Annotated in this window: 29 protein-coding genes; 13 read left to right on the plus strand and 16 right to left on the minus strand. The window is 72.8% G+C overall.

The genetic code is table 11. The features are described from left to right. Positions 1–108: 108 nt before the first annotated feature. Together bioD and IEY99_RS13920 are read left to right on the plus strand one after the other, a co-directional pair. Positions 109–816 (plus strand): dethiobiotin synthase, encoded by a 708-nt coding sequence (gene bioD, locus IEY99_RS13915; RefSeq protein WP_229798693.1) that lies wholly within the window; start codon positions 109–111, stop codon positions 814–816. Positions 817–915: 99 nt separating this feature from the next. Then, the gene (locus IEY99_RS13920) at positions 916–2,193 is read left to right on the plus strand and encodes a hemolysin family protein (protein WP_189203111.1); all 1,278 of its coding nucleotides are present in this window, start codon (positions 916–918) and stop codon (positions 2,191–2,193) included. Between the two features lie 142 nt (positions 2,194–2,335). Here IEY99_RS13920 and IEY99_RS13925 read toward each other — a convergent pair whose 3' ends face one another. Both IEY99_RS13925 and IEY99_RS13930 read right to left on the minus strand, forming a co-directional pair. Next, the gene (locus IEY99_RS13925) at positions 2,336–4,627 is read right to left on the minus strand and encodes a glycoside hydrolase family 65 protein (protein ID WP_189203114.1); all 2,292 of its coding nucleotides are present in this window, start codon (positions 4,625–4,627) and stop codon (positions 2,336–2,338) included. Then, positions 4,620–5,528 carry a PfkB family carbohydrate kinase gene (locus IEY99_RS13930; protein ID WP_189203116.1) on the minus strand — a complete coding sequence of 303 codons (909 nt, stop codon included), beginning with the start codon at positions 5,526–5,528 and terminating at the stop codon, positions 4,620–4,622. The genes IEY99_RS13925 and IEY99_RS13930 overlap by 8 nt, the downstream gene beginning before the upstream one ends. A gap of 148 nt (positions 5,529–5,676) precedes the next feature. Between IEY99_RS13930 and IEY99_RS13935 the strand changes: the two genes are divergently transcribed. Then, positions 5,677–6,255, plus strand: a complete 579-nt coding sequence (locus IEY99_RS13935) for a GAF domain-containing protein (protein WP_189203118.1) — start codon at positions 5,677–5,679, stop codon at positions 6,253–6,255. Positions 6,256–6,384: 129 nt separating this feature from the next. Here IEY99_RS13935 and IEY99_RS13940 read toward each other — a convergent pair whose 3' ends face one another. Continuing rightward, positions 6,385–7,176 (minus strand): ATP-binding protein, encoded by a 792-nt coding sequence (locus IEY99_RS13940; protein WP_229798633.1) that lies wholly within the window; start codon positions 7,174–7,176, stop codon positions 6,385–6,387. A 406-nt stretch (positions 7,177–7,582) separates the two neighbouring features. Here IEY99_RS13940 and IEY99_RS13945 point away from each other — a divergent pair, with 406 nt between their 5' ends. Together IEY99_RS13945 and IEY99_RS13950 are read left to right on the plus strand one after the other, a co-directional pair. Continuing rightward, complete coding sequence (locus tag IEY99_RS13945; protein WP_229798634.1) at positions 7,583–8,473, plus strand: diacylglycerol/lipid kinase family protein; 891 nt, start codon at positions 7,583–7,585, stop codon at positions 8,471–8,473. 149 nt (positions 8,474–8,622) lie between these two features. After that, positions 8,623–8,835: a hypothetical protein gene (locus IEY99_RS13950; RefSeq protein ID WP_189203124.1), complete on the plus strand. Its 213-nt coding sequence runs from the start codon at positions 8,623–8,625 to the stop codon at positions 8,833–8,835. Positions 8,836–8,990: 155 nt separating this feature from the next. Here IEY99_RS13950 and IEY99_RS13955 read toward each other — a convergent pair whose 3' ends face one another. Next, entirely contained in the window at positions 8,991–10,115 is a 1,125-nt protein-coding gene (locus IEY99_RS13955) for an MBL fold metallo-hydrolase (RefSeq protein WP_189203126.1), read from the minus strand. A gap of 175 nt (positions 10,116–10,290) precedes the next feature. On the opposite strand from IEY99_RS13955, the gene IEY99_RS13960 reads away from it, so the two are divergent. From IEY99_RS13960 to IEY99_RS13975, 4 genes are read left to right on the plus strand one after another with little or no spacing between them, the layout of a single operon-like run. Beyond that, positions 10,291–10,812, plus strand: a complete 522-nt coding sequence (locus IEY99_RS13960) for an LURP-one-related family protein (RefSeq protein ID WP_373293360.1) — start codon at positions 10,291–10,293, stop codon at positions 10,810–10,812. Between the two features lie 35 nt (positions 10,813–10,847). Then, complete coding sequence (locus IEY99_RS13965; protein ID WP_189203130.1) at positions 10,848–12,332, plus strand: deoxyguanosinetriphosphate triphosphohydrolase family protein; 1,485 nt, start codon at positions 10,848–10,850, stop codon at positions 12,330–12,332. A gap of 10 nt (positions 12,333–12,342) precedes the next feature. Then, positions 12,343–13,089 carry a HipA family kinase gene (locus tag IEY99_RS13970; RefSeq protein ID WP_189203131.1) on the plus strand — a complete coding sequence of 249 codons (747 nt, stop codon included), beginning with the start codon at positions 12,343–12,345 and terminating at the stop codon, positions 13,087–13,089. Beyond that, the gene (locus IEY99_RS13975) at positions 13,086–13,463 is read left to right on the plus strand and encodes a DUF3037 domain-containing protein (protein ID WP_189203133.1); all 378 of its coding nucleotides are present in this window, start codon (positions 13,086–13,088) and stop codon (positions 13,461–13,463) included. Before IEY99_RS13970 ends, IEY99_RS13975 begins: the two co-directional genes overlap by 4 nt. Positions 13,464–13,638: 175 nt before the next feature. On the opposite strand, the gene IEY99_RS13980 is transcribed toward IEY99_RS13975, so the two are convergent. From IEY99_RS13980 to IEY99_RS13990, 3 genes are read right to left on the minus strand one after another with little or no spacing between them, the layout of a single operon-like run. Further along, positions 13,639–14,508 (minus strand): transglutaminase-like domain-containing protein, encoded by an 870-nt coding sequence (locus tag IEY99_RS13980; RefSeq protein ID WP_189203135.1) that lies wholly within the window; start codon positions 14,506–14,508, stop codon positions 13,639–13,641. Positions 14,509–14,510: 2 nt separating this feature from the next. Next, complete coding sequence (locus IEY99_RS13985; RefSeq protein ID WP_189203137.1) at positions 14,511–15,347, minus strand: MerR family transcriptional regulator; 837 nt, start codon at positions 15,345–15,347, stop codon at positions 14,511–14,513. Positions 15,348–15,390: 43 nt separating this feature from the next. After that, positions 15,391–16,338 carry an SDR family NAD(P)-dependent oxidoreductase gene (locus IEY99_RS13990; protein WP_229798637.1) on the minus strand — a complete coding sequence of 316 codons (948 nt, stop codon included), beginning with the start codon at positions 16,336–16,338 and terminating at the stop codon, positions 15,391–15,393. 80 nt (positions 16,339–16,418) lie between these two features. Between IEY99_RS13990 and IEY99_RS13995 the strand changes: the two genes are divergently transcribed. Beyond that, the gene (locus tag IEY99_RS13995; protein ID WP_189203139.1) at positions 16,419–17,486 is read left to right on the plus strand and encodes an ATP-dependent DNA ligase; all 1,068 of its coding nucleotides are present in this window, start codon (positions 16,419–16,421) and stop codon (positions 17,484–17,486) included. Positions 17,487–17,553: 67 nt separating this feature from the next. Next, positions 17,554–19,125 carry an alpha/beta hydrolase gene (locus tag IEY99_RS14000; protein ID WP_229798639.1) on the plus strand — a complete coding sequence of 524 codons (1,572 nt, stop codon included), beginning with the start codon at positions 17,554–17,556 and terminating at the stop codon, positions 19,123–19,125. On the opposite strand, the gene IEY99_RS14005 is transcribed toward IEY99_RS14000, so the two are convergent. Next, complete coding sequence (locus tag IEY99_RS14005) at positions 19,076–19,534, minus strand: potassium channel family protein (protein WP_189203141.1); 459 nt, start codon at positions 19,532–19,534, stop codon at positions 19,076–19,078. The genes IEY99_RS14000 and IEY99_RS14005 overlap by 50 nt on opposite strands. A gap of 65 nt (positions 19,535–19,599) precedes the next feature. Here IEY99_RS14005 and IEY99_RS14010 point away from each other — a divergent pair, with 65 nt between their 5' ends. Next, positions 19,600–20,064 carry a GNAT family N-acetyltransferase gene (locus IEY99_RS14010; protein WP_189203143.1) on the plus strand — a complete coding sequence of 155 codons (465 nt, stop codon included), beginning with the start codon at positions 19,600–19,602 and terminating at the stop codon, positions 20,062–20,064. Here the strand turns inward: IEY99_RS14010 and ligD are convergent. From ligD to IEY99_RS14025, 3 genes are all read right to left on the minus strand, one after another. Then, positions 20,048–21,079: a non-homologous end-joining DNA ligase gene (gene ligD / locus IEY99_RS14015; RefSeq protein ID WP_189203145.1), complete on the minus strand. Its 1,032-nt coding sequence runs from the start codon at positions 21,077–21,079 to the stop codon at positions 20,048–20,050. The two genes, IEY99_RS14010 and ligD, sit on opposite strands and share 17 nt — an antisense overlap. A 71-nt stretch (positions 21,080–21,150) precedes the next feature. After that, positions 21,151–21,684, minus strand: coding sequence for an LPXTG cell wall anchor domain-containing protein (locus tag IEY99_RS14020; RefSeq protein ID WP_189203147.1), 534 nt, complete (start codon positions 21,682–21,684; stop codon positions 21,151–21,153). Positions 21,685–21,776: 92 nt separating this feature from the next. Then, complete coding sequence (locus tag IEY99_RS14025) at positions 21,777–22,262, minus strand: hypothetical protein (protein WP_189203149.1); 486 nt, start codon at positions 22,260–22,262, stop codon at positions 21,777–21,779. Positions 22,263–22,332: 70 nt separating this feature from the next. Between IEY99_RS14025 and msrB the strand changes: the two genes are divergently transcribed. After that, entirely contained in the window at positions 22,333–22,740 is a 408-nt protein-coding gene (msrB, locus tag IEY99_RS14030) for a peptide-methionine (R)-S-oxide reductase MsrB (RefSeq protein WP_189203151.1), read from the plus strand. 5 nt (positions 22,741–22,745) lie between these two features. On the opposite strand, the gene IEY99_RS14035 is transcribed toward msrB, so the two are convergent. From IEY99_RS14035 to wrbA, 5 genes are all read right to left on the minus strand, one after another. After that, the gene (locus IEY99_RS14035; RefSeq protein ID WP_189203153.1) at positions 22,746–23,225 is read right to left on the minus strand and encodes a dihydrofolate reductase; all 480 of its coding nucleotides are present in this window, start codon (positions 23,223–23,225) and stop codon (positions 22,746–22,748) included. Then, positions 23,222–24,019, minus strand: coding sequence for a thymidylate synthase (locus tag IEY99_RS14040; protein WP_189203155.1), 798 nt, complete (start codon positions 24,017–24,019; stop codon positions 23,222–23,224). Before IEY99_RS14040 ends, IEY99_RS14035 begins: the two co-directional genes overlap by 4 nt. A gap of 61 nt (positions 24,020–24,080) precedes the next feature. Further along, positions 24,081–24,329 (minus strand): hypothetical protein, encoded by a 249-nt coding sequence (locus IEY99_RS14045; RefSeq protein WP_189203157.1) that lies wholly within the window; start codon positions 24,327–24,329, stop codon positions 24,081–24,083. A gap of 74 nt (positions 24,330–24,403) precedes the next feature. Continuing rightward, positions 24,404–24,610 (minus strand): DUF397 domain-containing protein, encoded by a 207-nt coding sequence (locus IEY99_RS14050; protein WP_189203159.1) that lies wholly within the window; start codon positions 24,608–24,610, stop codon positions 24,404–24,406. A gap of 78 nt (positions 24,611–24,688) precedes the next feature. Beyond that, positions 24,689–25,294 carry an NAD(P)H:quinone oxidoreductase gene (wrbA, locus tag IEY99_RS14055; protein WP_189203161.1) on the minus strand — a complete coding sequence of 202 codons (606 nt, stop codon included), beginning with the start codon at positions 25,292–25,294 and terminating at the stop codon, positions 24,689–24,691. Between the last annotated feature and the right edge of the window lie 12 nt (positions 25,295–25,306).

The following is a 25,306-nucleotide window of genomic DNA, read 5'->3' on the forward strand; positions in this document are numbered from 1 at the left end:
CCCGCCGACGCCGACGTGGCGATGCTCACCGCGGCCGCGCCCGTCCCGGCGGCCGCGCCGGCGACCGAGGCGCAGCCCGCACCCGGGGAGTCCGGTGAGTGGCGCGGCATCGTGCTCGTCACCGGCACGGACACCGACGTCGGCAAGACCGTCGTCACCGCGGCGGTGGCCGCGGCCGCGCAGGCCGCCGGGCTGCGGGTCGCGGTGGTCAAACCGGGGCAGACCGGCACCGCCCTCGGCGACCCCACCGACATCGACCGGGTCACCCACCTCGCCGCCCCGCACACCACCCGCACCCTGCGGTCCTACCCCGAGCCGCTGGCCCCGCTGGCCGCGGCGCGGATCGCCGGCATGGCGCCGCTGGAGCTCTACGAGGTGGTGGACGCGGTGCGCGCCGAGTCGGCCCAGCACGACCTCGTGCTCGTCGAGGGGGCCGGCGGCCTGCTGGTCCCGATGGGGGTGCGGCCCTCCGGGGAGCCGTGGACCCTGGCCGACCTGGCCACCACGCTGGGCGTGCAGACGATCGTGGTGGCGCGCGCCGGGCTCGGCACGCTCAACCACACCGCGCTCACCCTGGAGGCGCTCGAACGCCGGGGCGTACCGGCCAAGGTCGTCCTCGGCGCCTGGCCGGCGGAGCCCGAGCTGGTCCACTGGGCCAACCTGACCGAGCTGGTCCCCCACCTCGTCGGCGCCGTGCCGGACGGCGCGGGCCAGATGGAGCCGGGCGTCTTCCAGCGCTCGGCACCGGGCTGGCTCACCCCGGCCCTCTACGGCGTCCTGGACGACTGGCGGGTCTGGGCCGACGAGATCAGCTGAGCCGTCGCGGGGATTTTCCGCCCGGCGCCACCCGATGGTCACAGTCTGTCGCTAGCGTGTGGGTCTCATGATCCGTACGCCGAGGAGCGGGAAACTGTCGTGGATGGCATAGGCGGGCAGCTCGTGCTCGTGCTGGTGCTCGTGCTCGTGAACGCGGCCTTCTCCGGCAGCGAGATGGCCCTGGTGTCGCTGCGTGACAGCCAGGTGCACAAGCTGGAGCGCACCTCGCGGTCCGGGCGGGTGCTCGCCCGGCTGACCCGCGACCCGAACCGGTTCCTGGCGACCATCCAGATCGGCATCACCCTGGCCGGCTTCCTGGCCTCGGCGGCCGCCGCGGTGTCGCTCTCCGAGCCCCTGATCGCGCCGCTGGGCTTCCTCGGCGCCGCCGCCCGGCCGACCGCCATCGTGCTGGTCACGATCGTGCTCACCTTCGTCACCCTGGTGATCGGTGAGCTCGCGCCGAAACGGATCGCGATGCAGCGTACGGAAGGATGGGCGCTGCTGGTCGCCCGCCCGCTGGACCTGCTCTCGGCGGTCTCCCGGCCGGCGGTGTGGCTGCTGAGCGTGTCCACCGACCTGATCGTCCGGCTGGCCGGCGGCGACCCCCGGGCGCAGCGCGAGGAGGTCAGCACCGAGGAGATCCGCGACATGGTCGCCGCGCAGCAGGACTTCTCCGCCGAACAGCGCACGATCATCTCGGGAGCCTTCGAGATCGCCGACCGCATCCTGCGGGAGATCCTCGTCCCCCGCCGCGACGTGGTCTCCCTCGCCACCGGCCTGCGCTGCCGCGAGGCCCTCGACCAGCTCATCGCCGGCGGCCACACCCGGGCCCCGGTGGTCGGCCCGGCCGGGCTCGACGACGTCATCGGCGTGGTGCACCTGCGCGACCTCGTCGGCACCGACGGACCGGTGGACGCGGTCGCCCGGCCGGGCCTCTTCCTGCCGGAGACCCTGCGCGTCTCCGACGCCCTGCGCCAGATGCGCGCGGAACGCCAGCAACTGGCCATGGTCGTCGACGAGCGAGGAGCCATCGACGGCATCGTCACCATGGAGGACCTGGTCGAGGAGATCGTCGGCGAGATCTACGACGAAACCGACCGCGACGTCCAGGCCGTCGTCAAGGAGCCGGACGGCGCTCTGCTCATGGCGGGCTCCTTCCCCATCCACGACCTGCCGGACATCGGCTTCGACGGCAACGGCCAGGACGAGGGCGACTACACGACGATCGCGGGAATGCTCCTGGCGGCCCTCGGCCACATCCCCACCGCACCGGGCGAGATCGTCACCCTGCCGCAGTTCACGGCCGAGGTGGTCGAGGTGACCGGCCGCGCCATCACCCGCGTCCGCCTCCGCCCCCTGCCCCGCACCGACGACTGACACCCGATCGAGTCAGTCGAGCGGGTCACCGCGGAACGGCCGGCATCCGAGGACATGCCGGTGCTCCGGCAGTTCCGGGTGGTCTGCACCGATGACGACAGGCCGGAGTAGCTCTGTCGTCAGCCAAGGATCGACCGCGCGGTCAGGTCCGGTGTTCGGGCGGTCGCGGCGACGGCGGCGCCGGAAGCTCCTCCTGCGGATCCAGCCGGATCGTCACCGGGTCGTTCTCCGCCACGGTCACCTCGGATCCATAGTGGTGGAAAGTGAGGCCCGCGCCGGTGACCGAGTACGTGACCTCCTCGCGCGTCACCGTGACCCGCAGCCTGCTGTCGCGCCAGCGCAGGCAGAAGCTCAGCCGGGGCAGGCGGCTCGGCAGGCGGGGCGCGAACGACAGGCGGCCGCCGTGGTCGCGCAGTCCGCCGAAGCCCTGCACCAGAGCGATCCACGCGCCCGCGCACGCCGCGATGTGCAGGCCGTCCCCGCTGGCCTCGCCGCCGGAGCGCAGGTCCAGCAGGGCCGCCTCCGCCAGGTAGTCGTAGGCCAGCCGGAGGTGCCCGGTCTCCGCTGCCAGGACCGCCTGGGCCGGCGCCGACAGCGACGAGTCGCGGACCGTACGGGCCTCGTAGTAGACGAAGTTGCGGCGCTTCTCCTCCGGCGTGAAGGCGTCGCCGCGCAGCAACATCGCGAGCACCAGGTCGGCCTGCTTGACCACCTGCCGGCGGTAGAGGTCGAGGTACGGGAAGTTGAGCATGAGCGGGTAGTCGTCGTCCTTGGTGGCGTCGAAGTCCCACTCCTGCAGGCGCGTGAAGCCGCTGTGCTGTTCGTGGACTCCGCGGCGGGCGGCGTACGGGATGAACAGCCGCCGCGCCGCCGACCGCCACGCGTCGATCTCCTCGTCGGTGACCCCGGCGGTGCCGAGCCGCTCGGCGGCGGAGGCGGCGCCGAGCAGGTTGTGCTGTGCCATCAGGTTGGTGAACACGTTGTCGTCGACCAGCGCGGTGTACTCGTCCGGGCCGGTCACCCCGTCGATGTGGTGGACGCCCTCGTCGTCGGCGTGGGTGACCCGGCACCACAGGCGGGCGGTCTCCACCAGGATCTCCGCCCCGGCCTCGCGCAGGAAGTCCTCGTCGCCGGTGGCCGCCACGTAGCGCAGCACCGCGGCGGCGATGTCCGCGTTGACGTGCAGGGCCGCCGTCCCGGCCGGCCAGTAGCCCGAGCATTCCGCGCCGCTGATCGTGCGCCACGGGTATGCCGCGCCGGCCAGCCGCAGCTCCCGGGCCCGGTCGCGGGCCGCGCCCAGCGTCGCATGCCGCCAGCGCAGGGCCAGACCCACACAGGCCGGATGGGTGTACGTCAGCACGGGCAGCACGAAGGTCTCGGTGTCCCAGAGCACGTGGCCGTCGTAGCCGTTGCCGGTCAGCCCCTTGGCGGCGATCGGGTGCGGGCCCGCCTGGGCGCCGGCCTGCAGCACGTGGAAGAGCCCGAACCGCACCCCCTGCTGCACCTCGGGATCGCCGTCCAGCTCGACATCCGCCGTCTCCCAGAACTCGTCCAGGTATTCCCGCTGCCGCGTCAGCAGCGCGTCGAAGCCCCACCGTACGGCCTCGTCGCGGGCCGCGAGCGCGTTGTCCACAGGGGCCTCGACGCCCCACGCGTACGCGAGAAACTTGTCCAGCCGCAGCGGTTCGCCGGGGTGCAGCGTGGTGCTCACCACGGCCCGGATGCGGTCCGGTTCGGATGACGTGGCGACGGGAGGGCCGGCATGGGCCACGGCGGAGGCGACCTCGATGCCGCTGCGACGGGTGCGGTGCAGCAGCACGTCGGGCGAGTGCGACAGCGGCCTCAGCGGCGAGTGCAGGGTCGCGGAGGCGCGCGGGTCGTCCCGCTGGTCCGGCTGCTCCTCGTTGGCGATCAGGTCCGACTCGATCCGGATCCGCACCGGCCGGTCCAGCGCCTCCACCTCGTAGCGGATGGCCGCCACCGCCGGCAGGGCGAAGGAGACCACGCGGATGCTGCGGACCCGGATCGCCGCCCCGGAGCCGGAGACCCACTCGACGTCGCGCTGCAGGGTGCCGGCCCGCAGGTCGAGGCAGCGCTCGTGGCGGCGCAGCGTACCGGTGCGCACGTCGAAACGCTCGTCGTCGACGGTGAGCACGATGGGCTTGCCGTTGGGCGCGTCGACGACGGTCTCCGTGCACTCCGGGAAGCCGTATCCCGCCTCGGGATACTCGAGGTCGCGCCGCTCGTACAGCGAGTTGAGATAGGTGCCGGGCATGCCGCTCGGCCCCTCGTCGAGGTTGCCGCGCAGCCCGATGTGCCCGTTGGCGAGAGCGAAGATCGACTCCCGCTGCCGCAGCGCCGACGTGCTCAGCGCGTCACCGGAGAGCGCGGTCTCGCGCACGGCCCAGGGCTCGGCCGGTCCCAGGTCACTCACCGGCGAGCTCCCGGACGCGCTTCTGCAGATCCTCGAGCCGCAGGTCGGGGCGTCCGCTCGGGTGCCCGACGGTCGCCCCGGACGCGGCCACCGCCCAGCGGGCCGCGGTGAGCGGGTCGTCGTCGCGCAGCAGCGACGCCGTCAGGGCGGCGGTGAAGGCGTCCCCGCCGCCGGTGGTGTCGGCGACCCGCTCGTCGGTGAGGGGCAGCCGCACGTGCCCGTCCCGCCACACGAAGAGGTTGCCGTCCGCGGTTCCGAGCGCCAGCATGCGTGGTCCTTTCTGGAGCAGATCTTGCGCCTTCTCCACCGTCGGTGTGCCGCCGAGCAGCAACTCGGCCTCCTGTTCGTCGGCGCGCACCACGTCGGCCGCGGCGAGCAGGTCGTCGCGGCGCTCCTGCGGCACGCCGTCCAGCACGACCAGCCGGCCCGCGTCGCGGGCGATCCGGGCGGCGGCGAGCGCGGCCGCGGGTGGCTGCTGCAACTGCACGAGGACGGCGTCGGCTCCGCTCAGCACGTGCCGGGCCGCCGCCACGTCGTGCTCGGTGAGCAGCACCGCCTCGGCAAGATGCTGGACGTAGCGCCACCGCCCGCCGGCCTCGAGCAGCTCCACGATCAGCCCGGTGAGGGTGTCCCGGCGGCGGACGACCGCGGTGACGTCGATACCGTCGCGCCGCGCCTGGTCGAGCAGCACGTCGCCGATGACGTCGTCGCCGGCCACGGCCACGAGCCGGGGCCGCACGCCGAGCTGGGCGAGGCCCACCGCCTGGTTGGCACCCTTGCCGCCGAGCTGTTCGCGCCGCTCGCCGGCATCGCCGGAGCGCCCGGCCGCGGGAATCTCGTCGACGGAGAGGACCAGGTCGCGCGCGAGTTGCCCCACGACGGCCGCTACAGGTGTGTTCACAACGATCTAGTACCCGACAGTTTGTGCGACATTCCCCCGTCCGGCGTGCCGACCGGGGGATTCGGCCGCTCTCGGCATTGCGGCCGCCCCCGGGCGCCTCACTAGGCTCACAGTGACCACGAGCGATCAATGCGTGAGGGGTACACCCGTGACGAACAGCAGCCCGGTGTCCGGCGGCGCCTACGAATATCTGGACAACGTCGGCCCCGACGAGCAGCGGCGGTTGGAGGCCGTACGCCGCTACCGCCTGGTGGACCAGCCGGTCGAGGACGCCTACGACCGCATCGCCTACGTGGCGGGCGCCATCTTCGACACCCCCATCGCCACGGTGTCCCTGGTGGAGCACGACCGCGTGTGGCTCGCCGCCTGCCAGGGCCTCAGCGGCGTCCGCGAGGTCGGCAAGGAACCGGGCCTGTGCGCCTCGGTCATCGCCCAGGACGACGTCTATGTCATCAACAACGCGGCGGTCGACCCGCGCACGCTGGAGCATCCTCTGGTCCGCGGCGAGCTCGGCCTCCGTTTCTATGCGGCGGCGCCGATCCGCACCCACGACGGCTACCGCCTCGGCACGGTGAACGTGATCGACAACCGGCCCCGCGAGGCGACGCAGCGCCAGCTCAAGGCCCTGGAACACCTCGCCGCCATGGCCTCCGACGAACTGGAGCTGCGCCTGATGGTGATCCGCAGCGCCGCCGCCGAGCAGCGCATGCGGGACAGCGTGAGCTGAGCTCCGCGGACGCCGCGGCGGGATCGGGCGCTCGGCCTGCCGGACGCCGCGGCGGGATCGGGCGCTCGGCCTGCCGGACGCCGCGGCGGGATGGAGTCAGGGCTCCGTCTGCCGGATGCCGCTGCGGGCTCAGGGCTCCGTCTGCCGGACGCCGTCGCGGATGGTGGCCCAGACGACCTTGCCCCCGCGGTCGTTGCGGGCTCCCCAGGCGCTCGCCGCGACGTGCACGACCCGCAGGCCGTGCCCGCGGGCCAGCACGGGCGTCCCGGGCTCGTGGCGGGACGGGGACAGCAGCCTCGGCAGCCGCGGGTCGTCGTCGTGAACGGCCAGGTACAGCCCCGGCCCGCGCCGGGACACGGTGAGCCGCAAGGGCGTCGCGGCGTGCTCGATGCCGTTGCTGACCAGTTCGGACACCACCGTGACGGCTCGATGCCGCAGCGGTGCCAGGCGCCAGTCGAGGCAGGCCTGCGTGACCAGGTCTCGCGCGCGCGCCGGTGAGCCGGGCTCGGGGGGCAGTATCAGCTGCACCCTGTCCGGCAGGCGCAGCCCACCGGCCAGCGCCGCACGGGCCTCGGGCATGCTGGCGAACATCGACACGAATCGCGGCGCGCCGATCCTGCGCAGCCGGGTCGCGAGCACGGCGGCCGGCGGAACGCACAAGGCCAGCCGCACCGGTGGCTGCCGGAGGCCGCCGGCGCGATGTGCGGCCAGCCACAGCGGCGCGCTGCGCCCGTCCGGGTCGCCGAGGTCGCGCAGGTCCGTGAGCAGCGCGGTCGGGTGCTCGGCCAGGCATTTGTCAATTGCGGCGCGGATATCAGCGGCAAGAGCGACATTCCAGCGACCGTGCACCGCCATCTCCAGCAACTCGCTGTCGGCATTGCCGCTGATCTGCACCGACGACCCGCCGAATGTGTCGCTCAAGTGCGGTAATGCTGTGTCCATGATCTCACCTTCCGGACATCTGCCCCTTGCCCCTCGCCCACCTCCACGACCGCGCGCAAAAGAGCTCGACATTCCCAGGCCGTCATGAAGGGCGGCTCGGCCCCTTCACCACTGTGTCATCATTTGCCACCTAGCAACAGATTCGTGAATGGCAGAAATTGCCGTGGAGGAAATTTCTTGATCGGTGTCACGCACACGTTTTTCGGAATGCTCCCGGCCGCAACCTTTTCCCCTGTGCAATCGATTGCCCGCCGTCGAGGAAGGACGGAGTCGGCGCGCCGCCGGCCGCCGGGCGATCCCCCTGGCAGTGCCGCCGGAGCGGGCGCGCTTGGAGATCAGCAGGTTGGGGTATCGGCGGGACATGCGGACTCCTCGGAGAGTGGCGGTGGTCGCTCATCAACGCAAGACCCTCGGTGGCGGGCTCGACGAGCTGCGGCGGCGGATCACCGACGAGGGTGTCGACGAGCTGTTCTGGTACGAGGTGCCGAAGAGTAAAAAAGCCCCCAAACAGGTGCGGCGAGCCCTCGGCGAGAAGCCCGACCTGCTGATCGTGTGGGGCGGCGACGGCATGGTGCAGCGCACCCTCGACACGATCGCCTCGGAGAAGAAGGGACGCCGGCGGGTGCCCGTGGGAATCATTCCCGCCGGGACCGCCAACATGCTCGCCGGGAATCTCGGGGTGCCGGAGGATCTCGCCGGGGCCGTGCACACCGCCTTCCACGGGCGGCGGCATCGGCTGGACCTCGGGGTGCTGAACGGCGAGCACTTCGCGGTCATGGCCGGCATCGGGTTCGACGGCGCGATGATCCATGACGCGGACGGCAGGCTGAAGGACCGGCTCGGCAAGCTGTCGTACGTGTGGACCGGCCTGCGCCATCTCGACGACGCCGCGCCCCGGGCACGCGTCGAAGTGGACGGTACCGAGTGGTTCGCCGACGAGGCGACCTGCGTGCTGGTCGGCAACGTCAGCATGATCACCGGAGGCATCACGGCGTTCGACGACGCCAGGCCCGACGACGGGTGGCTGGACGTCGGAGTGGCCACCGCGCGGGGTGCCGTGCAGTGGGCGCGCACGATGGGGCGGATGGCGGTCGGGCGTTCCGCGGACTCGCCGTTCGTGCACATGACGCGGGCCCGCCGGATCGACGTCAAACTGCGCGAGCCTTTGATGTACGAGCTCGACGGCGGCTCCCGCAAGGCGGTCAGGAAGATCCGGGTCGAGGTGGCGCCGGCCGCTGTCAAGGTGTGCGTGCCGCGGGACGGATCGGATAGCTGACACTTCCGTCCGTACCGGCGAATGCTCTTTATGGTGTTTTAACGCTCTCTATCCCCTGGTAACGGGCGGGCGGCGCCCCCAGACTGGGTCCGTCCGGCACCGCTACGCCTCTCCAGGGGGTTCGTGTGACGTACCACCAGAGTTCCGCAGTGAGCGTCGCCACGGTGATGGCCGCCGCCACCGTGATCATCATCGGCTACCGGGCCGGGCGGGCCCACGCGGCCTGGCGGGATCTGCGCGCGGCGAAGCGCGACGTCCCCGCCAAGCGGAAGGCAGCCTGGGGCCACACCCGGCCACTGGTCCTGAGCGCCCTGTTCGTCCTGGCCACCCTGGTCGTCGCGGCCTACGACCTCGGCCGCTGACCCCACGCCGGGCCGACGAGAGCGGACGCCGACCCCCGCCGGGTGGCGAGGGCGGACGCCAGCCCAGGGGCGGATCCTGACCCACGCCGGGCCCGCGGGCGCGGGCCGACCACGCCGCGACCCACCGCGGCCGCGGCGGCGGATCGGGCCGGGGCCTAGAGCTGCTGCCACCAGCCGTCGACGGCGGGCGGGTTGTCGACGTCGACCCGCTCGCCGGGCCGCGGCACGGCCAGCCGCACGTCGCGGGCCTTGGCCTCGCGCCAGGCCCGGTCGGCCGGCTCCGCCCAGTCGTGCAGCGCCAGGTTGAACGTCGCCCAGTGCACCGGGATCATCAGGCCGCCCCGGACGTCCACGTGGGTGGCCACCCCGTCCTCGGGCGTCATGTGGATGTCGGGCCACGCGTCGCCGTACGCGCCGATCTGCACCAGCGTCGCGTCGAACGGACCGTGCTCCTCGCCGATCCGCGCGAAGCCGGGGAAGTATCCCGTGTCGCCGGAGTAGAAGACCTTCCGGTTCGGCCCGGCGATCACCCACGAGGACCACAGCGTCTCGTCGCGGGAGAAGCCGCGCCCGGAGAAGTGCCGGGCCGGGGTGGCGACGAACTCGACGCCCGCCACGGACGCGCGCTCGTCCCAGTCGAGCTCGACGATCCGGGTCGCCGGCACGCCCCAGCGCTCCAGGTGCGCGCCGATGCCCAGCGGCACCAGGAACGGCGCGGCCTGCAGGTCGACCAGGGTGCGGACGGTCTCCATGTCGAGGTGGTCGTAGTGGTCGTGGGAGATCAGGACCGCGTCCAGCGGCGGCAGGTCCCGCAGCGGCACCGGCGGCTCGTGCAGGCGCTTGGGGCCCTGCAGCCGCGACGGGGAGCAGCGGTCGCTCCAGAGGGGGTCGATCAGGACCCGCCGGCCCTCGATCTCGATCAGCGCGGACGAGTGCCCGTACCAGGTGACGTAGAGGCCGTCACCGCCCGTCTCGGGGGTGACCACCGGGATCGGCCGGATCGGGTACCGGCGCTCGCGGTCGGTCAGGGCCGCGGCCAGCAGGCGCGGCATCGACGCGATCGCCACCTCGCTCGCGGGCACCGTGTTGCGGAACTTGCCCTCGGCGAACTGCGGGGACCGGCGGTAGCGCTCGGCCCGCTCCCCCACGGCGCGGTCGCCGATCCTGCGCGAGCCCATCTGCAGGGGGATGTCCCGTGCGGCCCACACCGCGGCCGCGCCCAGGGCGAGGGAGATCCAGACTCCCTTGCGCCGTCGACGGCCGTCTGCCTGCTTCGCCATGCGCGGTTCCTCCGTGTCCGTCCCGTCCCCGACGGCCCAGTCTGACCGGCCGCCCGTCCCCGCCGCCACCGGGCGCGGGGTACCCCGTCCAGCATCGCGCGTGTGCCACACTGCCGCCGTGACGATCAACACTCTGCAGGCCCAGCGGCAGCTCATCGTGCGCCAGCGCATCCGCATGATGGTCAACCAGTACGAGGTGCACGCCGCGAACCCGGACGGGTCCGAGGGCGGCCTGCTCGCCTTCGCCCAGCAGAAGCGGATGGCGTTCAAGGAGCAGGTGACGATCTACGCCGACGACACCAGGTCCACCCCGGTCCTGGGCTTCAAGGCGCGTCAGGTGATCGACCTGGGCGCCGCCTACGACGTCACGGACGCCGCGGGTACCCCCATCGGCCTGTTCCGCAAGAACTTCAAGGAATCGCTGCTGCGGTCGACGTGGCGCCTCGAACAGCCGGGCCACGGCGAGCTGGTGGGCCGGGAGTCGAACCTGGCCGTGGCCGTCCTGCGCCGGTTCGTGGACGCGCTGTCCTGGCTGCCGTACCACTTCGAGTTCGTGCTGGGCGACCGGCCCGGGTTCTCCGTGGTCAAGAAGTGGGGCCTGCGCGACCGGTACGTGGTCACGATCCACGACCCGCAGCTCGACCGCCGCCTGGTGGTGGCGATGGCGGTGGCGCTCGACGCGTTGCAGGCTCGCTGACCGGCCGCCGCCCGGCGTGTAATAGCGTCGCCCCCATGGAGGATCTCCGCGCCCGGCGCCTGTTCGGTGACGGTCTCGTCGCACCCGGCGACCTGGCGGCCAGCCCGTTCCGCGTCGACCGGGACCGGATCGTCAGCTCGCCGTTCTTCGCCCGGCTGGGCGGCGTCACCCAGGTGATCAGCCCGGGCGGGGCCGGCCTGCTCGTGCACAACCGGCTGACCCACAGCCTCAAGGTGGCGTCGGTCGGCCGGGCGATCGCGGAGCGGCTGCTCCGCGAGTACGCCGACATTCTCGACAAGCTCGGCGGCTGCGACCCGGACGTGGTGGAGGCCGCCGCGCTGGCGCACGACCTCGGGCACCCGCCGTTCGGGCATCTCGGCGAGCGGGTGCTCGACAACCTGGCCCGGCAGCGGCTGCGGCTGCGCGACGGCTTCGAGGGCAACGCGCAGTCGTACCGGATCGTGACCAGCACCGAGATCCGGGGCCAGACGACGCTCGGGCTCAACCTGACGGCCGCCACCCGCGCGGCGATCCTCAAGTACCCGTGGACCCGGCGTACGCATCCGTCGCCGCACCCGCGCCTGCTGGACCCGCCGCCGCGGGGCGCCGCCGCTCCCCCGGACGACCCGGAGGGCGGTTCGCTGAAGTTCGGGGCGTACACCACCGAGGTGGAGGACATGACGCAGGCCCGGCTGCCCTTCGCGGGCCGGGTCGCGGACTGGCAGCAGACGCCCGAGGCCTCGGTGATGGACACCGCCGACGACATCGCGTACGCGATCCACGACCTGGAGGACGTGCACCGCGTCGGCGTCCTCCAGCAGGGTTCGGTGGCCGCGGAGCTGATGGCCTGGCAGCGCACGTCGCTGCGCCAGGTGCCGGACGCCGACCTGGTCGCGCGCCGCCCGGGCAGCTCGATCGAGGCGCTGCGCCGGCAGCTGCACCGCAAGGACGGCTGGGTGGCCGACGACGACGCCTTCGCGGCGGCGGTCGAGCAGGTCCGCGCCGAGCTGGTCGACGGACTGCTCAGCGCGCCCTTCGACGGCTCCCTGGAGGCGGAGGCGCAGGTGGCGGCGTTCTCGGCGACGTGGACCCGGCGGCTGGTGGAGTCCATCACGGTGACCGAGTCGCCGGCGGTGCGCTCGGGACACGTGCTGCTGGCCCCCGCGCAGTGGCACGAGGTCCAGGTCCTCAAGTTCGTGCAGAACAGGTTCGTGCTGGCCCGCCCCGACCTGGCGCTGCACCAGCGCGGCCAGGCCCGGCTGCTGAGCTCGCTGGTCGAGGCGCTGCTGGCCTGGCTGGCGGACCCGGACGAGGCCGAGCGGCTGCCGCGCCGGCTGCGCGACCTCGTCGAGCTGGCCGAGCTGGAGCTGCCGGACGGCACCCCGGACGCGCTGACCCGGGCCCGCGGCCGAGCGGTGATCGACTTCGTGGCGGCGCTGACCGACAGCCAGGCGGTGGCGCTGATGGAGGCGCTGTCCGGCCGTACGCGTCAGCTCTGGACCGACGCCTTCGTCCTCTAGGGTGGGGCGCGTGCTTCCCGAGGTCTCCGCCGTGCGCTACGTCACCCCGCTGCGCGAGGGCGGCTCGCTGCCCGGCATCGTCGAGGCCGGCAACCTGGGCACGTACGTCGTGAAGTTCCGCGGCGCGGGCCAGGGCCCCAAGGCGCTGGTGGCCGAGGTGGTCGCCGGCGAGCTGGCCCGGCGGCTGGGGCTGCCCGTGCCGGAGCTCGTCGTCGTGGGCCTCGACCCGGTGGTGGCCCGCGCCGAGCCGGACGAGGAGGTCCAGGAGCTGATCAAGGCCAGCGCCGGCGCCAACCTCGGCATGGACTACCTGCCCGGCGCCCTCGGCTACGACCCGGTCGCCCACCCCGTGGACGCCGGCCTCGCCTCCCGCGTCCTGGTGTTCGACGCCTTCGTGGAGAACGTCGACCGCAGCTGGCGCAACCCCAACCTGCTCGTCTGGCACGGCGACCTGTGGCTCATCGACCACGGCGCGACGCTGTACTTCCACCACAACTGGCCGCGGGCCGCCGACGTGGTGCACCGGCCGTACCGGTGGGACGACCACGTGCTGAAGCCGTACGCGACCGCCGTCGCCGCCGCGGCCGCCGACCTCGTCCCGCGGCTGACCGCGGACCTGCTCGACGTCGTGCTGGCGCTGGTGCCGGACGAATGGCTGGCCGAGTTCGACTTCGACTCCGCGGCCGGCGCCCGGGTCGCGTACCGGGATCATCTGCTCGCCCGCGCGGCCCGCCCGGAAGCGTGGCTGCCGGCATGAGCGTCCCCTACGAGTACGCCCCCATCCGCGCCGTGCCCCGCATCGAACGCGGCGAACTGATCAACGTCGGCGTGGTCCTCTACTGCCAGCGCCGCGACTTCCTCCAGGCCCGGACGTACCTGCACGAGCAGCGGCTCCTCGCCCTCGACCCGGATGCCGACCTGGACGCCATCCGCGCGTCGCTGAAGTCCTGGGAGACGACGTGCGCGGGCGGTGCCGACGGGGGCGCCGCCCGGGCGATGCGGCCGGGCGAGCGGTTCCGCTGGATGGTGGCGCCCCGCAGCACGATCCTGCAGGCCGGCCCGGTCCACATGGGACTCGCCGAGGACCCGTCCGCCGAACTGGACCGCCTCGTCGCGCTGCTCGTCCACTAGGCCGCCAGACCGGGCGGGAGGGGCTCGGAGCAGTCTGCGCCAGGGTCTGGCACCGTCCACACGCCGGTCGTCGCGCCCTGCCGGTGATGGACGCCTTTTGCGCACTATCCACAGGTGCCGCACCGGATGTCGCTCAGGGACGGCTGGTACTGGACGGAGTGACCTCGCGGCGGTGCTAGGGGGTGCGGGTCAGGGCGACCCGGCCGACCACGCCCCGCGGCGAGAAGCTCTCGACCGTCGTGCCCGGGTGCAGGCGGGGGTCGGCGGCGTACCAGCGGGCCAGCTCGCGGTCGGCGGCGTCGTCGCCCGAGTCCGCGGCGACGAGCAGCCGCGCCACCTCGTCGATCAAGCCGAGGTCGCCGTCGAGCTCCTGTGACATGGCGCCGTACAGGTCCCAGAGCAGGAGCTCGTCGCCGTAGCGGTGGGCGGCCTCGTGCAGGACGTAGTTGCGGATGAACCAGGCGCCGCCGATCGGGCTGTCCGGGTGCACGCCGTAGCGCCCGGGGTCCAGGTCGCCGCGGCGGTACGCCGTCCACACCCGCGAGGCCGGCATCAGGCCGCCCGCGCCGAGGGGGACGTCCAGCGGGTCGACGCGCAGGCCCCAGGCCGGGTCCAGCTGGGTGTCCGCCGCCCGCCAGCGGCTGCCCTCCCACCACTCGGTGACGACGTGGTCGAAGCGGAACTCCGCGTCCAGATAGTCCGCGAACCCGACCCGGCTGCGGGCCGGCACCCCGTGCAACCGCAGCGCGGCCACGGTCAGCAGGGTGAAGTCGCGGCAGCAGCCGACCACGCGGTCCTCCGGTGCCCGGTGCGGGGTGAGCAGGGAGCCCGGGAAGCGGCGCTGGTCGTGGGCGAGCATGCGGTCGGCCCAGCGGCTGTCGATCTCCTTGAGGCGCTCCGGCGGGAAGTCGATGCCGGAGCCGCGGTAGTGCACGATCAGATTGCGTACGGCCGCGCCGAGGGCGGGCACGTCGGCGGGGAGCTCGGCGAGCAGGCCGGCGTGCTCCCCCGGGTCGGAGTAGGCGCTCTGGCGGGTGTAGTCCATGCTCAGGCCCCCGCGACGGGCTGGCAGACGAGGACGAAGGGGTCGGTGCCCGCGACGTCGTGCCACCCCGCGAGGTAGACCTCCCGTGGGGCCGCGGTGGTGATCAGCGAGCGCTCGGCGACGTGCGCGTCGAGTGCCGCGTACGCCTGCAGGATCCGCGGGTAGCAGCAGTCGTCGCGGGACACGGTGACGTACGCCTCGGAGTGCGCCGGCTCGACCCGGATGACGATCTCGCCGGCCGGTTCGCACGCGCCGGCGTACGGCACGCAGACCTCGATGGGCGCTTCGTTGTCCGGCGTGACGAAGCCGTGGTAGATCACCCAGTGCCGGCCGGTCCGCCGGGCGCCGGCGGCGTCGAGGTGGCCGGCCAGTTCGTCCACGCCCCGGCGGATGGCGGCCAGCAGTCCCTGCTGGTCGGTGTCGCAGCGGATCGCCGCGACCTTGGTGGCGGGCACGTCGCGGTGGCCGACCGCCGGTCCGGGGCCGGGCGCGGCCGGCGCGCGCAGGTGCTCGCGGAGCCAGCTCATGGTGCCGCGCCGCACCTGCATGTCCTGCTCCTGCCCGGCCCACCAGCGGTCGAGGCGCTCGGCCGCCTGCTCGTCGGCGCCGGAGAGCACCTGGGCCACCACGGCGAGCGGCATGCCGAGCTGGCGGAGCAGGCTGATCCGGCGCGCGCGGTCGAGCTGCCCGACCGCGTACCGGCGGTATCCGCTGACCGGATCCACGGCGGCCGGCGGGAGCAGGCCGGAGACGTCGTAGAGGCGCAGTGCCTTGACCGACAGTCCGGCCCGGCGGCCGAACTCGCCGATCGTGAGGCTGCCGAGATCGCGGGCGTTCATGGCAGCAGTCTGCACCCGGACCCAGGGGACGAGTGAAGACCTGTCAGCGGCTGCGCAGGCCCCGGCGCAGAGCCAGCGCCGCCGCGCCGCTGAGCGCGAGGGCGCCGGCGGCCGCGGCGCCCATCGCCGTGCGGCCGTACCGGGCCGGGCCGCCCTCCACGCGGCGCGTGCTGGCGAAGACGTTGCCGTCCTGCGGCGGTGCCGGGCGCCGGGACAGCGCGAGGCGGGACATCAGCGGGCCGATGAGCGCGTCGTAGACCGGCGGCAGGCCGGCGAAGCCGAACTCGACCAGCCGGTTGGCGGGGCCCACCGACAGCTCGGGGCGCGGCCGGTCGGCGAGGCGCACGATGGCCGCGCCCATCCGCTCGGCGCTGTCGACCGGCGGCGGCGGGCGCCCGACGAAACCGGCGTAGTTCGCGGCGCTGGCGTAGATCGGCGTGTCGACGCTGCCGGGCACGAGCTCGCAGACGTGGATGTCCGGGGCGTCCCGGGTCTCCTGCCGCAGGGTCCGGGTCAGCGCGCGCAGGCCCCACTTCGCCGTCGCGTACGCGGACATGAACGGCACGGTGATGTGCCCCACCAGCGAGCTGCACAGGATCAACGTGCCGTGGCCCTGTGCCCGGAAGACCCGCAGGGCGGCGCGCGCCACGTTGGCCGGGCCCAGCAGGTCGGTGGCGATCACCTGGTCGAAGACGTGCGGCGGCAGGTTCTCGAAGCGCCCGTAGGCCATCACGGCCGCCGTGTCGGCCCACACGTCGATGCGCCCGAAGGCGTCCAGGGCGGTCCGGGCGAGGTCGTCGACCTGCGGGCGTACGCTCACGTCGGCCGGAACCACCACGACGTCGCCGCCGCAGTCCGCCGCGACCTTCTCGAGGTCGGCCAGGCCACGGGCGGCGAGCACGAGCTTGTCGCCGCGGGCCGCGAAGGCCAGCGCGGCGGCGCGGCCGATCCCGCTCGATCCGCCGGTCAGCACCACCACCCGGGAACCCACGGAAACGCATTACCCGCCGCAAAGGTCACCGAACGGCACTTCGCGCTTTCTTTTCCGGCGTCACCGGGGAGACTGTCGGCATGGACCTGCCCGTCAACCCGCCCGTGAAGCCGATGCTCGCCAAGCCGGTCGCCGCGATCCCGCCCGGGCAGCTCTACGAGCCCAAGTGGGACGGCTTCCGCTCGATCATCTTCCGCGACGGCGACGAGGTGGAGATCGGCAGCCGCAACGAGAAGCCGATGACGCGGTACTTCCCCGAGGTGGTCGAGGCGGTCCTGGCGAACTTCCCGGAGCGGTCGGTGATCGACGGCGAGATCGTCGTCGCCGACACCGAGCGCAACACGCTCGACTTCGAGGCCCTGCAGCAGCGCATCCATCCCGCGGCGAGCCGGGTCAAGCTGCTCTCCGAGCAGACGCCGGCCGGGTTCGTCGCCTTCGACCTGCTGGCGCTCGGCGACGAGGACCTGACCACCCGGCCCTTCGCGGAGCGGCGGGCCCGGCTCGAGGAATGCCTGGCCGGCGCGAAGCCGCCGGTCTACGTCACCCCGGCCACCGACGACCTGGAGACCGCGCGGCGCTGGTTCGCCGAGTTCGAGGGGGCCGGGCTCGACGGGCTCATCGCCAAGGGCAAGGAGCTGGGCTACGAGCCGGACAAACGGGTCATGACCAAGATCAAGCACAAGCGTACGGCGGACTGCGTCGTCGCCGGTTACCGGCTGCACAAGTCCGGCGACAACCGCATCGGCTCGCTGCTGCTCGGCCTCTACGACGACCGGGACGTGCTGGTGTCGGTCGGCGTCATCGGCTCCTTCCCGATGAGCGTGCGCGAGGAGCTCTTCGCCGAGCTCCAGCACCTGGTCACCACGTTCGAGGGACATCCGTGGAACTGGGCGGCGCACGAGTCCGGCGAGCGCACCCCGCGCAAGAACGAGGTGAGCCGCTGGAACAACGGCAAGGACCTGTCGTTCGTGCCGTTGCGCCCCGAGCGGGTGGTCGAGGTGCGCTACGACTACATGGAGGGCCTGAGGTTCCGGCACACCGCCCAGTTCGAGCGGTGGCGGCCCGACCGGCAGCCGCACACGTGCACGTACGAGCAGCTCGAGCGCCCGGTCCGGTTCAACCTGGCGGACGTGCTGACGAGCCGTTGAGCGACGCACTCCGGGGCACCGCGTAGCCTCGTGCGCGGAACCCGCCGCAGGAAGAAAGGCGCGCACCGTGCCGCGTACCCCCCGTCTGGTCCTGGCTGCCCTGGTGGCCGTGGTCGTGGCCACCGCCGGCTGCACGCTGCCGGTCTTCGCCCCGCAAGACTCCGACAGCGCCGGGCCCGCGACCGGCGGCGGCAAGGCGACGGCCTCCGTGCCGGGCACGCTGGCCCAGTGGGCGCCGTGCCCCGAGGTGCCGCAGAAGCTCGTCGGCCGCGGCGCGCAGGGCATGACGTACGACTGCGCCTCGGTGGCCGTACCCCGCGACTGGAACGCGCCGCGCAGCGGGCAGACCTACGACGTGGCGATGATCCGCGTCCGCTCCGCCAGCCAGCGCGACCGGATCGGCTCGCTGCTGATCAACCCCGGCGGCCCCGGCGCCTCCGGCATCGACCTGGCCGTCTACCTCTCCTTCGGCCAGGCGCTCGGCGGCCTGCCGACCGAGATCACCGAGAAGTTCGACATCGTCGGCTTCGACCCGCGCGGCATCGGCCGCTCCAGCCCGGTGACCTGCATCAGCGCGCCCGACCAGGACGCGACCTTCGCCGCCTCCCCCGACCCTCGCTCCGACGCCGACTTCCAGGAGGTCGTGGCGCTCAACAAGAAGGTCGCGGAGGGCTGCGGCCGCAAGTACGGCGACCAGCTCGGCACCTTCAGCACCGAGCAGGCCGCCCGGGACATGGACGCGTTGCGGGCGGCGGTCGGCGACGCGAAGACGACCTATCTCGGCTTCTCGTACGGCACGCTGCTCGGCGCGACGTACGCCCAGCTCTTCCCCGACAAGGTCCGGGCCCTGGTGCTGGACGGCGCGGTCAACCCGAAGCAGGACTTCGTCGCCGGCTCCGAGGCGCAGGCCAAGGGCTTCGAGCACGCCTTCACCAACTTCACGGCCTGGTGCAAGGCCACCCCGGGCAAGTGCCCGATCGCGCCGGACCCGCGCGAGGCGGTGACCGACGCGCTCGCGAAGGCGGAGGTCTCACCGGTCGAGGGCGCCGACGGCCGGGAGGCCACCGCGGGATGGATCTTCGTGGCGGTGATCTCGTCGCTCTACGACGAGTCCGGCTGGCAGGAGCTCGCCGAGGCCGTCGACGACCTGCAGGCCGGCGACGCGGACGGCATCTTCGAGCTGGCGGACGAGTACGCCGACCGCCGGCCCGATGGCACCTACTCCAACCTGTTCGACGCCAACCTCACCGTGAACTGCGCCGACACCGACGACGCCCCCTCGGTCGAGCGCGTCCGGCAGTTGCAGGGCGAGTGGCGCGCGAAGTACCCGCTGTTCGGGGCGGCGCTGGCGATGGGCATGCTGCCGTGCACGTTCTGGCCCGGCAAGCGGGACCCGTACCCGGCCGGTGCCGCCACCGGCGCCCCGCCGATCGTCGTGGTGGGCACGACGGGCGACCCGGCGACGCCGTACGAGAACACCGCGGAGCTGGCCAACATGCTCGGCACCGGTCGCGTCCTGACCTGGGAGGGCGAGGGCCACACCGCCTATCCGAGCACCAAGTGCATCGTCGACGCGGTGGACCGCTACCTCATCGATCTGACCGCGCCGAAGGAGGGGCTGCGCTGCCCGGCGAAGTGATCCCCTCGCGCGCCGCCAGCTCCTCGAGGAGCTGGCGGACCCGGCGCAGGTTGTCCTTCAGCTCCTCCTGCTCCTCGTGCTTGAAGGCGTCGGTGTCGACGATCAGCTTGCTGGCGAAGTGCGCGGTGATCAGCGGCACGACGATGAGCACCATGACGGAGATGAGCAGCGCCGCCATCACCCGCCCCGGCACCGTCTCCGGAGAGATGTCGCCGTAGCCGACCGTCGACGCGGTGACCACGGCCCACCACAGCGCGTCGCCGAAGGAGACCTCCGCCTCGAAGACCCGGTAGAGCGCGGCACAGACCAGGATGAGCAGGGCGTACGACAGGATCAGCGTCCGCGGGGAGTTGGCCAGCCAGACCAGGCCCCGGTAGATCTGCCGCAACGGCAGGAGCAGCAACCGCATGGCGCCATGGTGCCCCGGGGCGGGCGCGGTCCGGCTCAGCCCGACGGGCGTGTCAGGATGGCCGGGTGGCCGAGCTGATCTTCCGTACCGCGACGCGCGCGGACCTCCCCGCGATCCTGCGACTCCTCGCCGACGACGAGATCGCCCGGGCGCGCGAGTCGGCGCCGGTCGAGGAGGCGGTCGACGCGGCGTACTGGGCGGCCTTCGAGGCGATCGACGCCGACCCGCGCAACGACCTGATCGTCGCGGAGGCCGGCGGCGAGATCGTCGGCACCTGCCAGCTCACCTTCACGCCGTCGCTGAGCCGCCGCGGCACCGAACGGATGACCATCGAGGCGGTCCGGATCCGCGGCGACCGGCGCGGCCGCGGGCTCGGGCGGCAGATGATGCACTGGGCGCTCGACCGGGCCCGGGAGCGCGGCTGCCGGCTGGCGCAGCTCACGACGGACAAGCGCCGCGCGGACGCGCACCGCTTCTATGCCTCGCTCGGCTTCGCGCCCACCCACGAGGGATTCAAGATCGCTCTTTGAGGTCGCGGTCCTTGGAGGGCTGCACCCGCTTCGGCTCGCCGGGCATCTTCGGATGGTCGGGCGGGTACGGCAGGTCCCCGGCCCCGGCCCGCTCGTCCCGCTCGGACCACTCGAGCAGCGGCGTGATGTCGTGGGCGACGTCGTCGATCCGCGCATGCGGATCCCCGATCGTCGCGATCCGCTGCGGCACGGTCCGCAGGTCGAAGTCGTCCGGCTCCACGTCGGGCAGCTCCGCCCAGGTGACCGGGGTCGAGGCGGTCGCCCGCGCGTTGGCCCGCAGCGAGTACGCGCAGGCGATGGTCCGGTCCCGGGCCATCTGGTTGTAGTCGACGAAGACCCGGTCGCCGCGCTCCTCCTTCCACCAGGAGGTGGTGATCCGGCCGGGGCTGCGCCGCTCGACCTCCCGGGCGAGGGCGATCGCCGCCCGGCGCACCTGCACGAACGACCACTTCGGCTGGATGCGGACGTAGACGTGCACGCCCCGGCCGCCCGAGGTCTTCGGGTAGCCGGTCCAGCCCAGCTCGTCCAGCACCTCGTGCACGACCCCGGCCGCCGCGACCACGTCGCCGAAGCCGAGGCCGGGCTGTGGGTCGAGATCGATGCGCAGCTCGTCGGGGTTGTCGGGGGCGTCGCCGCGCACCGGCCAGGGGTGGAAGACCACGGTGCCCATCTGCGCGGCCCAGGCCACGTGGGCCAGGTCGGCGGGGCAGAGCTCGTCGGCCGTACGCCCGCTCGGGAACGCGATGGTGGCGGTCTGCACCCAGGCCGGGACACCCCGGGCGGGAATCCGCTTCTGGAAGAACATCTCCCCCTCGATGCCGTCGGGGAAGCGTTGCAGCGTCGTGGGCCGGTGCCGCAGGGCGCGCATGATGCCGTCGCCGACCGCCAGGTAGTACTCGAACACGTCCCGCTTGGTGTATCCCCTGCCGGGGAAGCAGACCTTGTCGGGACTGCTCAGCCGTACGGGACGACCCGCGACCTCGACCTCGACGGCGGGTGACCGGGAAGCTGCCATGCGACGACCTTATGCGCAGACGGCGACGGCCGTCCTCCCCGCGGAGAGGACGGCCGTCGCGGGCGGGGACTTCAGGCGCTGCGGCGACGCCGGCTGTAGACGACCGCACCGGCGCCGGCGGCCACCAGGATGGCGCCGAAAGCGACGGTCAGGCCCATCGGCGCGCCGGTCAGCGGGAGGGTGCCGCCCGCGCTGACGCCGCCCGGGGCGGTCTGGCTCTGGGTGGGCGTGGCCGGCGGCGAGGTCTCCGGGAGCTCGCCGCCGGGCGGGACGGTGTCGACGCTGGCGGTCGGCGTGCTCGGGGTGGTCGGGGTCGTGGTGGTGTGCGACGGGGCGGGGGTCGGGCTCTCGCCGCCGTATCCGCCGTTGCCCCGGGTCGGGCCGGTGGTCGTGGCGGCGGCGCCCGGCGTGCTGCCGGGCCCGTAGCCGCAGTCCTCGTCGCGCTCTCCCTCGGCGCAGGGGGTGGTCGTCACGGCGGGGTGCGGGGCGCGGGCCGCGGCCTCGTCAGCCGTCGCCGCGGCGGGTGCCCCGGTCAGGGCGAGGGCGGCGAGCACGGTGACGCCGGCCGCGGGCAGTGCCGCGGCCAGTCGGCGCGTCAAACTCATGAGGAGCATCCGTTCTGTTGCGGTAAGTCCGGTCTCATTCCGCAGGGAGTTTAGCGCCTTGCGCCCGTTTTGCACGTAACGCCCCGGTTCAATCAGGAGGGAACTCCCCCGATCCTGTGGCTGCGCCACAGATGCCACAACGCGAAGACCTTCGACTCGAACTGCGGATCCGCCGCGAACAGCCCGCCGCTGTACGGCGCCCGCAACTGCACGCTCGCCCCGGACTCCAGATAGACGGAGACGACCGTACGGGCACCGCGCCGCTCGGCCCGGAGGTCCACGACCCGGCTCCACGGCTGCACCCCGGCGCCGAACGGCGTCACCGTGCGGATGCCCTCGCGCCCGATCTCCGTCGCCATCCACGGCCGCAGCAACAGCCCCGCCACCGCCCCGGCCGCGCTCGGCGCGACGGCGAGCAGCAGCCACGCCCACCCCGGCGGCGCCAGCCCGGCCCACACCAGGTCCACGGCCGCGGCGACCGCCGCCACGGCGAGAGCGACCAGGGACAGCAGCACGCCCCCATAGAGACCACGGCCGAGGGCCTGCCGCCAGGTGGGCCGGAATCGCGCAGCTTCCATAGGAGGCTCAACGTCCGACGGTACGACCGCACGCCGCACTCCCGGTGCGCCGCGACGTACGGTGGACGGCATGGCCCCTGAAGACACCACCCTGCCCACCACCGAGGACGAGTGGCGCATCCGGCTCAGCCCGGACGAGTTCCGCGTCCTGCGCCAGGCCGGCACCGAGGCGCCCTGGTCCGGCGAGTACGTGAACACCAAGGACGAGGGCATGTACCGGTGCCGCGCCTGCGGCGCCGAGCTCTACCCGAGCGACACCAAGTTCGAGTCCGGCTGCGGATGGCCCTCCTTCGACGACGCCATCCCGGGCGCCATCAAGGAGATCGACGACCACAGCCACGGCATGGTCCGCACGGAGATCCGCTGCGCCCGCTGCGACAGCCACCTCGGCCACGTCTTCCGCGGCGAGATGATGACGCCGAAGAACACCCGCCACTGCGTCAACAGCCTGTCCATCCGCCTGGATCCCCAGCAGTAGCGCAGTCAGTCCCGGTGGAGCTGCTCCACGAGGAAGCCGATGCCGTTCGCGGCGGTGTGCCGCTCGCCCTCGCCGGCGACCCGCCACTCGGGACCGAGCTCCGGTGCGTACGTGTCGCCGGCGACGTCCAGGTCTATCCGGGTACGGACGATGTGGCCCGCGTGGGGCAGCAGCGCCGTGTAGACCGACTGCCCGCCGATCACCCAGAACTCGTCGTGCCGGGCGAGCAGGTCCTCGACCGAGGCGACCACCGTCGCGCCGGGCGCGATCCAGCCGGGACGGCGGGTCAGCACCACGTTGCGGCGCCCGGGCAGGGGCCGGACGCGCTCCGGCAGCGACTCCCAGGTCGTGCGCCCCATCACGACGGTGGCGCCCATGGTGAAGTCCTTGAAGATCTTCTGCTCGCCGGGCACGCGCCACGGGATGTCGCCGCCGGCGCCGATCACCCCGCCCCCGGCCTCGGCCCAGATCATGTGGATGGTCATACGGCGACCGGGGCGCGCAGGGCCGGGTGGTGCAGGTAGTTCACCAGCTTCAGGTCCTCGAAGCGGTAGTCGAAGAGGGACGGCACGGGGGCCAGCTCCAGCTCGGGGAAGTCGTACGCCTCCCGGGAGAGCTGCTCGCGCACCTGGTCGACGTGGTTGGCGTAGATGTGGCAGTCGCCGCCGACCCAGACGAAGTCACCCGGCGTGAGCCCGACCTGCGCCGCGATCATGTGCGTGAGCAGCGCGTAGCTGGCGATGTTGAACGGCACGCCGAGGAACATGTCGGCGCTGCGCTGGTAGAGCTGGCAGGAGAGCCGGCCGTCGGCGACGTAGAACTGGAACATCGCGTGGCACGGCGCGAGGGCCATCTCGGGGAGCTGGGACACGTTCCACGCGGAGACGATCATCCGCCGCGAGTCGGGGTCGCTGCGCAGCGTGGCCAGCAGGTCGGCGATCTGGTCGACGTGGCCGCCGTCCGGCGTCGGCCAGGAGCGCCACTGCTTGCCGTAGACCGGGCCCAGCTCGCCGTCGGCGTCGGCCCATTCGTCCCAGATGGTGACGCCCTGGTCGCGCAGCCAACGGACGTTGCTGTCGCCCCGCAGGAACCAGAGCAGCTCGACGGCGATCGACTTGAAGTGCACCCGCTTGGTCGTGATCAGCGGGAAGCCGCGGGACAGGTCGTAGCGCAGGCGCTCGCCGAAGAGGCTGACCGTGCCGGTGCCGGTGCGGTCCGACTTGGGCGTGCCGTCGTCGAGGACCCGGCGGAGCAGCTGTTCGTACTGGGTGTCGGCCATGGCCGACACGGTAACGCGTGCCCGGGGCGGTGGCCGCCCCGGGCGAGGCGAAACACCGGCGTCAGTGCGCCCAGGACTCGCTCATCGCGGAGATCTGCTGATTGAGCTGGGCGAGGTCCCGGTTGGGCTCCTCCGAGTCCGGGGCCTTGTCGGCCTTGAAACCGAGCGGCGTGCCGAGTTCCTTCCAGCGGTCGAAGAGGATGTGCTGGGTCAGAACGTCCTTGACGTCTTCGTGGGCGGCCTTGAGCTCATGCACGGCGTTCTCGTACCGCTCCACCTTTTTCAGCAGGTCAGACTCGCAATTGGTCATGTCCGCACGATAGCCAGAAATGAACCATCTTCGGGTTGATATCGGCAAAGCCGGACGAAGTCCGGCTCGGCGCGCTAAAGGTCGAACTCGCCGTCCTTCGCCCCGCCGACGAACGCGTCCCACTCGGCGGGCGTGAAGAACAGGACGTCACCGTCCGGGCGGCGGGAGTCGCGGACCGCCACGCCACCCTCCAGCAGGGCGACCTCGACCGCCGCCTCCTCGGACGTGCCACTGCGGCGCCACACCGCGTCACTCAGGTCCAACTCGAACTTTTCGGCCACGGCGGTCAGTCTGCCACCACGCGCCCCGGTTGGCGTCACCCGTGCGATGCACGCCGGCGAACCGCCCGCCGCGTGCGCTCAGCCGCGGAGCTTGCCCGCGACGGTGACCACGCGCTGCGCCAGGTGGTCGAGCGCGGCGTACTCGACCTCGCTCAGGGGCGCGTTGTTGGAGCCGCCGGTGACGTGGGAGGCGCCGTACGGGTTGCCGTCGTTGAACTTGAGCACGTCCGTGTAGCCGGGCGCCACCACCACGCCGCCGAAGTGGTAGATGGTGTTGTAGAGCGCCAGCAGCGTCGACTCCTGGCCGCCGTGCGCGGTCATCGACGCGGTGAAGCCGGCGTACGCCTTGTCGGCGAGCTGGCCCTGCTGCCACTGCGGGCCGAGCGTGTCGATGAACTGCTTGAGCTGGCTGGCGACGTTGCCGTAGCGGGTCGGGGTGCCGAACAGCACCGCGTCGGCCCAGACCATGTCGTCCGCGGACGCCTTGGGCTCGTCCTTCGTGGTGTCGAAGTGCTGGCTCCAGGCCGCGTTCGAGGCGATGGCCTCCTGCGGCGCGAGCTCCGGCACCTGGCGCAGGCGCACCTCGGCGCCGGCCTTCTCGCCCGCCTGCGCCAGGCGCTCGGCCATGGCGTGGATGTTGCCGGTCGCCGAGTAGTAGATGACGGCCAGTTTGACGTTCGCCACGGGGAATCCTCC

It is taken from the genome of Couchioplanes azureus (assembly GCF_014648355.1).
GTDB classification, from domain to species: Bacteria; Actinomycetota; Actinomycetes; order Mycobacteriales; family Micromonosporaceae; genus Actinoplanes; species Actinoplanes azureus.